6 protein-coding genes, 2 pseudogenes and 1 riboswitch are annotated in these 7498 nt (G+C 37.5%); all 8 genes and pseudogenes read left to right on the plus strand.

The genetic code is table 11. From position 1 onward, the window contains the following. Positions 1-2: 2 nt before the first annotated feature. On the plus strand, positions 3-809 hold the full coding sequence (locus WMZ97_RS18875; protein ID WP_343273644.1) for an SDR family NAD(P)-dependent oxidoreductase: 807 nt from the start codon (positions 3-5) through the stop codon (positions 807-809). A gap of 283 nt (positions 810-1092) precedes the next feature. Further along, positions 1093-1245: a small acid-soluble spore protein O gene (gene sspO, locus WMZ97_RS18880; RefSeq protein ID WP_343273645.1), complete on the plus strand. Its 153-nt coding sequence runs from the start codon at positions 1093-1095 to the stop codon at positions 1243-1245. A gap of 18 nt (positions 1246-1263) precedes the next feature. After that, positions 1264-1485: a hypothetical protein gene (locus tag WMZ97_RS18885; RefSeq protein ID WP_343273646.1), complete on the plus strand. Its 222-nt coding sequence runs from the start codon at positions 1264-1266 to the stop codon at positions 1483-1485. Between the two features lie 406 nt (positions 1486-1891). Next, positions 1892-2536 carry a hypothetical protein gene (locus tag WMZ97_RS18890; RefSeq protein WP_343273653.1) on the plus strand — a complete coding sequence of 215 codons (645 nt, stop codon included), beginning with the start codon at positions 1892-1894 and terminating at the stop codon, positions 2534-2536. Between the two features lie 119 nt (positions 2537-2655). Continuing rightward, positions 2656-2759, plus strand: a riboswitch (SAM riboswitch). A 136-nt stretch (positions 2760-2895) separates the two neighbouring features. Next, entirely contained in the window at positions 2896-4536 is a 1641-nt protein-coding gene (locus WMZ97_RS18895) for a sodium:solute symporter family protein (protein WP_343273647.1), read from the plus strand. A gap of 345 nt (positions 4537-4881) precedes the next feature. Then, a pseudogene (locus WMZ97_RS18900) lies at positions 4882-5680 on the plus strand (GNAT family N-acetyltransferase). A gap of 218 nt (positions 5681-5898) precedes the next feature. Then, entirely contained in the window at positions 5899-6750 is an 852-nt protein-coding gene (locus tag WMZ97_RS18905; protein ID WP_343273648.1) for an aminopeptidase, read from the plus strand. 277 nt (positions 6751-7027) lie between these two features. Further along, positions 7028-7348 (plus strand): annotated as a pseudogene (locus tag WMZ97_RS18910) (aminoglycoside 6-adenylyltransferase); the annotation flags it as partial. Positions 7349-7498: the final 150 nt, after the last annotated feature.

Consider the following 7498-nt stretch of genomic DNA (forward strand, 5'->3'; position numbering starts at 1 on the left):
TGATGTCAGTGAACCAACAGATACTAAAGAATAAACGTATTATTGTTACCGGTGCATCAAGCGGGATCGGGGAGCATCTTTGCTGGCATATTGCTAAACATGGCGGCATCCCGATTATGATCGCCCGTTCCGGTGATAAACTGGAAAAATTGCAAGAAAAGCTGAAAGGTGAGTTTGCTGTTAAGGCCTACATTTACCAAACAGATGTAACCGATCATGAAGCATATAGTGATGTATTAGCACAAATTGTAGCAGACCATCAGCAAATTTACGGACTGATTAATAACGCAGGGGCAGGTGTGTTTGCCGCTGTCGAGGAGATTCAATGGGACGATTTGGAGCGAATGTTTCAGCTGAATGTCTTTGGCCTTATTAATGGTACAAAACAGCTGCTGCCGCATTTTTCGGCTAACCGGCGAATTTGTCATATTGTCAACATCGCCTCGCTTGCTGGGAAAGTGGCGACACCAAAGTCGGCGGTTTACGCGGCAACGAAGCACGCTGTTTTGGGCTTTACCAATGTATTACGTTTAGAGGTTGAAAGGAAAAAGATTTACGTTACGGCAGTTAATCTGGGTCCGGTTAAAACGGACTTTTTTACGCAGGCAGACCCAACCGGTTCATACCAGAAAAATGTCTCCCGTTATATGCTTGATCCGGATAAGGTAGCCAAAAAAGTGATAAAGCATTTATTTCAAAAGAAGCGGGAGATTAACTTACCACACTGGATGGCATTTGGAGCAAAGCTGTATCAGTTGTTCCCAAGCTTGATTGAGCGATTGGCTGGGAAGAAACTTTATAAAAAATAATGATCACGTGTATCTTTGCCACAGTAATTTCACTGTGGTATTTTTTATGCTTGCAACACGCCAGACTGAACGCGGAGAAGTAGCTTAACATAGTCATCCGGAAAGAGGGTGAACTGCCGAACGAAGAAAAGATCATTCGTTCGATAGCTCAGCATTCTTTCTTGAATCAAATTTCCCATCGTTTTGAAATCGTGCCTTAAGTTCATCTCGATCGATCAGTTAAATAAACAAAATGGATAATCACCTTGTTTTTGAAAAAACTATGGGTGGAGGTGTAAAGAAATTGACTGAGAAGAAAAATAAAAACACAGGTGCCATGAGTGATGAGCAGGCAGTTAGGAAGAATTTATCAACTGATTTTGACCATGAATTTGCAAATGAACCGTTAACCGCAACGGAAAAGTACAACAATAAAAAGACGAAGAAACGACAATGAGCCGTATAGGAAGTGCGCATGATGGCAAATAAAAATGATGAAAAAAATCAAACCGAAGCAACACAGGAAAATGTGAATGTAGAGCTTGGTGGAATGGGTTTCTATGGCACAACATCCAATATGGAAATTGCAGGCTATAAAGCTTCCGGAGACATTGAAAATGCTGGAAGATTGGACAAAGGCTTTAAACGGCCGGAACATCCAGGTGCAACAGCATCCATCAAACAGGAAAAAGATTAATTCGGGACAGGGGAACAGATCAGGATTTACTGAAATAGTGAATCGCTGATAAACTGGAAGAAATCGCTGATAAAAATGTTCAAACTGCTGATAAATTGAATTATAGCAAATCGAAAGGCTATATTTCCATGTTCAGTTTTCTTGGAATAATAGTTACGCATGCAAGGAAAAGGAGAACTTCTGTCAAATTTAAACGTTTGATAGGAGAGCTCCTTTTTCACGTCATAAAGCCTCTTTTCTATGCTTTTATCAAGAGAACAGAAAAAAGTTCCAAGTTCTATTCACTATTCAAGATTGATACGTTATATTGATAGTAGTAAATATACAAATCAAGAGGTAAAATTAGCAAACAAGCCAACCAGCAATCTTATGATTATTATTGTATTGGAAGGGGAACGGTGGGTTGATGGAGTTCATTCTTACGTATCAATGGGAAATATTTATTAGTATCGAAGTGTTATCCATGGTGGCGCTTCTATTATTCGGTGTTGTGCGGTATTTTCTTGATAAGAAAAAGGCAAGCACATTATTTATCGCTGTTTTTCTTGTCTTAATCGCTATCGAAGCACTGCTCGCAGTTTTGATCTATCAGAGAACAGGAGAGATTTCCACCTTCCAGATTATTATTAGCATTTTTGTGATTTATGCATGTACATTTGGAATTGCTGACTTCAAAAAGCTTGATCGCTGGATGCGTAAGATAATTGGGGGCTGGCGTGGTAAAGAACTGTTGACAGAAAAGGATCGCCAAATTTTGGAGAGAAATAAGAATCCGAAATATTTGGCAAAAAAATACCGCTGGACATCCATAGCACATTTGGTGGTATTTGTCGGTGTACAATCCGTGTTTTGGATGTATGGAACGGGTAGCCTGGAAGAAATGATCAAATATATTCGTGATCTTTCATGGATCGAAGCAGGAACTGCAGAACAATCACCTTATCCGAACGAAACAATTTATTCAATCGGGATGATTTGGGGGATAGTTTTTATTGTTGATTTTATATGGTCATGGTCCTATACTTTTTTTCCTTCAAAATCAAAATCATGAACAACATGAAATATTTATTCCTGATTAACCAGATTGGAATATTTAAAAGCAAATATTTCGGATTGTATTGACAATTATGATTTAGCCATTTATAATAACAACAACTTTATATTGCTTTTATCTTATCCAGAGAGACGGAGGGACTGACCCTGCGATGTCTCAGCAACCGGCATATGGCGCGGTGCTAATTTCAGAAGAATACGATGTATTCTGAAGATGAGATGAAGAATGGACGTATCCTTAAATTCTTCTCTCATTAATGGGGGGAGGTTTTTTATTGGCATAAAACATATTAAATTGATCATATTACTTTACTTATATAGTTTCGCATTAACTAACAAAAAACTGGAGGTACTATTATGACGTCATATGGTTGGTGGCTAATCGTGTTTGCGATTATCTATACACTGGGGTTAATACTTATTGGCAATATATCTAGAAAACGGGCGAATAAAGATACAGGGTATTTCATTGGTGGTCGCTCGTTCAACAAATGGATTGTCGCATTTTGCATCACTGGATTGTTTTCCGGATCTACCTTTATATCGATTGTAGAATTGTCATACTTGTCGGGGATATCGGCAATTTGGTATGGGGTTGCGGAAACAACACAAATATTAATTATTGCCTTTGTTATCATTGGTCCATTTCGGGAAAAGCTCGTGGTGACTGTTACTGGCTTAATCGGTGATCGCTTTGGCAGGAAGGCACTAGGTATTGGCGGTGCCATTACTGCATTTACTTTCCCAATGTGGTCGGTTGCAACTGCCATTGCATTTGCATCAGCCGTGCATGTATTCACTGGTTTTTCTTTAACAATGTCGGTGGCATTTACAGCGATTCTCTTATATTTATATTTACAAGCAGGCGGTATGTGGTCAATTGCCTTTACTCAAACAGTCAATTTTGGTTTGTTTATCGTAATGTTTATCATCGGCATCACTGCATTTTTCATTAACCCAGGTATAGATGGACTAGCTTCATTCGCTTCTTCCAATCCGAACATGTTTCAATTCGACGGTGTCGGCATTCAAGTAATTGTTGCTTGGTTTGGTACATTCTTAGTTAATGTTATTCTGGCACAGGCAGCTTTCCAAATGGCGTTGTCTTGCCGTACGCCTAAAGAGGGGCAAAAAGGTTTAAAACTCGCAGTTATATTTGGGCTTCCATTCATTGTATGTGGAACATTGTTTGGAATATCAGCGGCGATTGTTGTCCCTGGACAAACCTTGGGGCTAGTCGCTTTACCTCAGTATTTAATGGAAGTTCTTCCCGCACCGCTTGTTGGCCTGTTTTTCTTGGGGATATGGGCTTGTGCATTAAGCTGGGGAGCACCATGTCAATTTTCTGGTGCGACAAGTTTAGGAAAAGATGTTGGCAGTGCACTACATCCCAGCGCGTCCCCTAAGCAATTGATCACGTATACGAAGGTATCGTTACTTGTGTTAACCGGCTTAATGATTACATTCGGAATGTTGCGAACCGAACAATCTGCCTGGTGGAACGTATTGGCGTGGACGATGCGAAATTCCGCCACGTTTGCTCCAGTTGTTGCCGTGTTATTTTGGCGATTGGCAACAAAAGAAGCTGTCATTGCTTCGATGATCGCGGGATTTGTCTCCGGTACGCTCTGGTATCAGCTTGGTGGTTGGAAACCGGACGAATTCTACTTGAATATTCATCCCGTGTGGATTGGTATGTCTGCAAATATAGCGACAATTGTACTGGTTACCCTAGTACAAACAGCCGGAACATATCAAGTTAGTTATCTATTTTCCAATGCAAAAAAAGGCTACTATGCATTGTGTGTAAGTTTATTGATTACGTTAGGGTTATCTATAGAATTTCAACCCATTTATAATCTAGGATTGCTTGGTATTTGTTTGTTTATGATTGTGATTGGTCTTTTTATTGCTACCATTATTTTTATTCCCGACAAACAGGAGAAGGTCAGTACAAATCCGTTGCATTCAAGAACTGGTACCGAAGACAGCATGTGAAAAGTTGAATTAAGAGGGGGAAATAAAATCCCATTCATGAAGGAAGAACAAGTTGATCCAAATAATAATGACTTGTTCTTCTTTATTATTCGGATCAACATCACTTGCATAAGCCATACGATAGTTTAGAAGTGTTTTTAACTTCATAGAAATGATTTCTTCTGCATTAATATTGTTTATTCCATTATGAATGTAGCATGCTTTAATATACTTTATTTTTAAAAAATTTTAAAATGATGTATTATTGAGAGGGATTCTATTTGCATACTTTTGTTAACGGATCATATTGAAATGAATAGGTGTGCGTGAAATTAAAGTACCAATAATCAATAATGAGGTGTAACGATGTCATGTGTTTTAACGGAAAGTTTTGCCCGGAGAATAGAACAGTCTGAAATAGACGCTTTAGTGTCCAGACTCACGGCAGTTAAGAACATTGATGGAAATCCAATGGATGTTGAAATAAAAAAATTTGGCAATGCAATGGCATTTACAGTTAGGAATATTCCTAATCCATCTTTTAATACGGTTAAAGGAAAGGAAGATGCCGGCTAGATTCGAATTAACCCCTGCATATGCTTCTTCTTATTTGTTTAAGGCACTTTTTAAAAAAGGATACTTTCAGTGTGGGTTTCATACTGCACTTTGTGGTACAACAGCTAATGAATTTATTTTAAATGCAAGAATCGACCCATCTATTTCTATCCGTGAATTAGAGAAAAACGAATTTGATCTTTTTGGAGACATATATATGAAAGGTTTTTATATGCCATCTTCTTTAAAAAATCATGTCGCTCAAAATAATAAGGTATTACATAATAATGATCATTGGACCTTTTATTTGGCTAGTTTTCAAGGAGAATCTGCTGGAATAGGGGGGTTATTCGAATATGATGATATAGGAACGCTTGCAGCTGCTGCTACAATTCCGGAATTTAGAAATAAAGGCGTTCATCGCGCATTACTATTAAAACGAGTGCAGCATGCGAAACAACATAATTGCCATTTGATTGTCGGACAAGCCCCATATGGAAGCGGAAGTCAACAAAATATGGAAAGGGCGGGGATGAAAATCGCTTACACAAAGGGAATTTGGACAAAACTTAAAAACGATAATGACACCCATAATCTGATTGCGGTTTAAATTGTTGATGGGACTCTTCCGGTATCAGAAACTGTAAGTCTAATATCCAAAAAGGATGGGGAAGTGGACGAGTTTTGAACTGCGTATGAACCTGCTTTTATATTGGCAAACTTGAGTAAAAGGGTTTACTAAATGAATGAAGGTAATGGGTTTATCTATTTACCTGTGATCACATGACAAAAAGATAAAAATTTGATAGTAAAAAAAGGGGGTATTAAATGAAGGTTAATGATACTACAAAGGATTTTTTTCGGTTATATGAAGCTGATTTGCCATTTGATTTACATGAATACCACAAATTGTATCCATCAATCTTTAGTACATATTTCAATGGTTATTGCAAAAAAACAAGTGAAAGGTTATTAGTTGCCAAGAAACGTTACTTTGAAGATTATAGCCGACTAAAAAAGGTAAACAGGTTATTACCGAGTGTTATTGATAAAGTAGTAACCAAAGGTGAGTCATTTTTTGGTTTTTCTTTAAACGTGCCTGCTCATATTTTAGTAGGACTGTATGCTTCGAATGCCTTTGTTGATCACCAAACTGAAGTGTACTTTGCAATTGAAAAATTACAACCAGATCCTGAACTGTTGGAAATTATCGTTGCTCATGAAATAATTCACAGTTATCATTATCATATACTTGATCGCGCAGGAATTAATTGGAATATTATTGATTGGTCAGACGTTCGTAATTCTATGTATTTGGAGGGTATCGCTACCTATTTCTCACAAAAACTGGTGCCCGGGTATCCCCAAAGCTATTATTTCTCCTATGATAAAAATGGGAAGGATTGGTTATCTTATTGCCAAAACCATCAATTGATTATTGCCGAAGCATTTTTGGCGGACCTTGACAATCAGCCAAATGAAATGGAACGTGAATGGTTCAGACTCTCAGGTGGACAACGACTTGGTTACAACCGACTTGGTTATTTCTTAGGGACAGCATTTGTGCATAATTTATGCAATAAATTATCTGACCATGAGATTTTTACTTTGCTTGCTCAAAATAAAGCGTCAATAGCGGTTAACAAATGGTTTCAAAAATTAACTTCAGGATACAATTGAATATTTTTTACATGTTACTCATGGGATTCCTTATATCGTTTAATTTTCTATTTGTTAGGAAAATTTTCTTTCATTCCTGTATACGTTAGATTTATTGGGAGTAAGTTAAATTTTGTCCATTCTTATTAAGGCAGGTACCTTGAAGATAGAAGTATAAATTAAAAATGTCTAAATATAAGAGGTGAAGTAAAATTGTTACATCAACTAGGGTTATACTTTGAAGCAATTAAAAAAGGAATGAAAAAGGTAGAAGTATAAATTACGGAGCGGATATTATATGCGAAGTGAAAAAGAAATGATGGACTTAATCTTAAAAACAGCCAGGGAAGATAAACGAATTCGTGCCGTTTATATGAACGGTTCCCGGACCAATCCGAATGTTCCTAAAGATATCTTTCAAGACTATGATATTGTTTATGTCGTAATAGAAACAGCATCTTTTATCCAAGATAAGAATTGGATCCACGTTTTTGGTGATTTGCTTATGCTTCAAGAGCCAGATAAAAATGATCAGAATGTTGATAAAACCTATGGCTATTTAACAGCCTTCCGAAAGAAGTCTCCCCCTTCCATCCTGTTACGGGTGAAACCTAAGGATAAGTGGGAGATGAATTTCGGTTTGCTTCAGCAAAATACTTGTGGTTCACGAACGCTTGATCTATAGTTAGAAATAGGAGGTGCATTCATGTTACTAAACTACAAATATGAAATTTTTCCTTCACCCGAACAAATCGACATACTGGAATCC

Origin of the sequence: Lentibacillus songyuanensis (genome assembly GCF_039548255.1) — a bacterium.
Lineage (GTDB): Bacteria > Bacillota > Bacilli > Bacillales > Amphibacillaceae > Lentibacillus_C > Lentibacillus_C songyuanensis.